This window comes from Mycobacterium sp. TH-M82, assembly GCF_057473605.1.
Genome location: NZ_JBYCKY010000259.1, coordinates 1 through 2975 on the forward strand (window position 1 = coordinate 1; position 2975 = coordinate 2975).

General features: G+C 66.0%; 1 protein-coding gene. It reads right to left on the reverse strand.

What is annotated here, in order from left to right; translation table 11 throughout:
* On the reverse strand, positions 1-2975 hold a 2975-nt coding region (locus AC2VON_RS08095), incomplete at both ends, for a TM0106 family RecB-like putative nuclease (protein WP_486952486.1).

Below are 2975 nucleotides of genomic sequence, written 5' to 3' on the forward strand. Positions count from 1 at the left end.
GTGCGCGCTCGCGCGTTGAGGAGTTCCTCGGTGCATACCAGATAGGCCAGGCAGCGGGCGCGACTGATCGCGACGTTGAGTCGGTTACGGGAGAACAGGAAGTCGGCACCGCGGGTCATGTCTTCCCCGGTTGAGGTAGCCATGCTGAAGAACACCACGGCGGCTTCCTGCCCCTGGAATTTGTCCACGGTACCGACCGGAACCGCAGCGGCGTTCGGGTTTTCGGCGAGCCGATCGCGGATCAGGTGGACCTGGTCGTTGTAGGGCGCCACCACCATGAAGTCGCCGGCGGCCAGCGGGTTCACCTTGCCACACTGGTTGGTCCACGGAGTCCCGATCAGCCGGGCGACCTCTGCGGCGATCAGCTCGGCTTCCTCGACCGATTCTGTGGTGTTGTCCTGGTGCCCGCAGGCCAGCCAGCGCAGGCCGGTTCCCGCTACGGTGGTCTGCTGCCGACAATCGGGATGGCTGGTCAGCCGACCCTGGTAGATCTGGGCGGAGATGAACGCACACACGTCGGGGTGCATGCGCCAGGTCTCGGAGAGGAAGACTCCGCGCTTGGCAGGCAAGGTCACGTCGTCGCCGAGGACATGAGCGAGAACGCTTTTGCCGCCACCGCCGGGGTGGACGGCCTGGGTGACCTGGGGAAGCTGCAGTGGATCGCCGAGCAGAATCAGGTTGTGCGCCGAGCAGGACGCGGCCAGCGCATCAGCCAATGCCAGCTGCCCGGCTTCGTCGACGAGCAGCACATCGACGGGGGCACTTCGCAGCTCGGCGCTAGCGAACAACCACGTCGTTCCGGCGACAAGGTTGAATCGCGCTGCCGCGCACCGCGCATTGCTACTTGCGTTGGTGACCCCGGCGAGTGGGCATCCGGGCTCCGAGCCGGGTTTGCGTACGGCGCACAGCAGGTCACGCTCGCCGGCGTCGTCGAAGACTTTGACGATCGCCTTCAGCAGATGGTCGATCGCCGCGTGGCTCATCGCGGTGATCCCGACCCGCCGACCGGCGATGATCAACGCGTGTACCAGGTGGGCCGCTCGGTAGGTTTTACCCGTGCCGGGTGGGCCCTGGATCGCCACGTAGCTGTGGTCGAGTTGGGTTGCCCACCCGGTCATCTCGTTGAGGTCTTCGCTGAACCCACCGTCGGCCGGCCCGCCACCGGCCGTGAATCTGGGCAGGTCGCGCCGTAACAGTGCCGCGGTCACGGCGTTCGGTTCGGCTACCCGCGGGTCGAGTACGCGCGCGGCGAACTGCGACAACGCCAGTGCCTTGGATTTGGTTGACACCCAGTCATGCACGACGACGGTACCGGGCAGATAGCCGGACTGTTGCTTGTCGTCTTTCCAGACCAGGTCCACATGCCCACGATCGCGGTCGAGGCAGTCGATCGTGGCGTATTGCCTCAGCCCGTCGAGGGTCATGTACAGCACGGCACCGTTGTCACTGGGAAAGCCGGCGCTGTCCTGGGGCGGGAAAACAAACCGCATAGCCGGCGTTATCGGAGTGCCGCGCCGGCCGATCCGCTCAACCAAGCCGACCGGCTGCAGCCCGGACAGGACTTCGGGATCGTCGAACAGCGTCGTCGGATCCGCTTCGCATCTGCCCATTTTCGGTGCGACATACGCGCTCCATTCCCGAAGCCAGTACCCCAGGACGTCGCCGAGCAGGTGCTCCGGGGTGTCCGGGTGGAAGGCATGCAGTCGGTCCACCTGCTCGTCGAGTTCCGGGATTCCGGTATCGGGCTCAAGCTGTGCTGTGCGCCAAGGCATTTCCGCAGACCGGTGATCGACCAGCCAGTCACGCAGCGCCCAGGTGGCCCGCACGTCGTCTTCGTTGTAGGAGGCGATGCGGCCCAGCCTGACCTGGTCTTGATCGGTGATGAACTGGTCGTATTCGACCACAGCGCCCGAACCGGCGTCGATATCGCGGCCGCGTTCAAAGGTGGTCAACCGCTCGACGGACTTCAGTCCGTAGGACTCGACGCCGGCCTGTACCGCGTTGCGGACCACCGCAAGCAGGTCGACGAAAAACCCGGTCTGCACCAACCGGTTCAGCTGTGCCTCTCGAATACCGTGGGTTGCGGTCAACCGCTCCAAGGCCGAACGCTCGGTGTGGTTGTAGTGGTAGGCATGCGCATCCGGGTAGGCGGCGCGGCGTGCCACCAGAAGGTCGACCAGCGCAGCCACCGCGGTTGCTTCCTCGTCAAGGTCGTGAGCCCACCAGGTTCGATACCGCCACTGGCCATCTGTTTCGCGTTGGAGCAGACCGAACAGAAAGAACAATCCGGTGTCGGGGCGCCAGAACGGATGGCCCTCGAAGTCGAGGAAGACATCGCCGTCGTCGGGCGCCGGCAACAACTCCAGGCCCTGCCCCCCGGTCGGGTCGGCGCCGGGTTCGATCATGGCGTAGGGCAGCGGGCCCGTATCGTCGAGCCGGGCTCGAACCTGAAGCGTGGCCTGCTCGACCAGGCGTGCGAGCCGTTGCCGACGGAGCCCGTCGACGTCTGCGCGGTGCTCCGCGAGCCGAGCCAGGGTCGGCACGCCATCCTCAGTAAGCGCGGCCCGCTCCGCGGCGCGGATACCCGCGACATAGACCAGCGAATCCTCCCCGCGCCACCGGGCGGTGCATACATCGAAGAATTCACAGAACTCGCAGTGCGCGCAGGGTTCGGGCACAGTGTGCAGGTCGGGCCCGGTGACCAACGCCCGGGCGAGTTGGCTGCGCAGCCGACGCCAATACGGCGCGAACTCGTCGACGACCAGATCTTCGACACGGCCAGACCCCAACCACAGCCGCATCCGGCGTGGCCGCACCCCGGTGAGCGCGGCAATCGCATCGGCGTAGAAGCACAGCTGCAAAACGTGCCCGGGCTTGGCCTCGTTGCGGGCAAGCTTGGCGTCAACCGGCTCGTAGGACACCGTGCCGTGCTCGTTGTCTTCGACACGCTCAACGAAGTCGGCGATGCCGCGCAT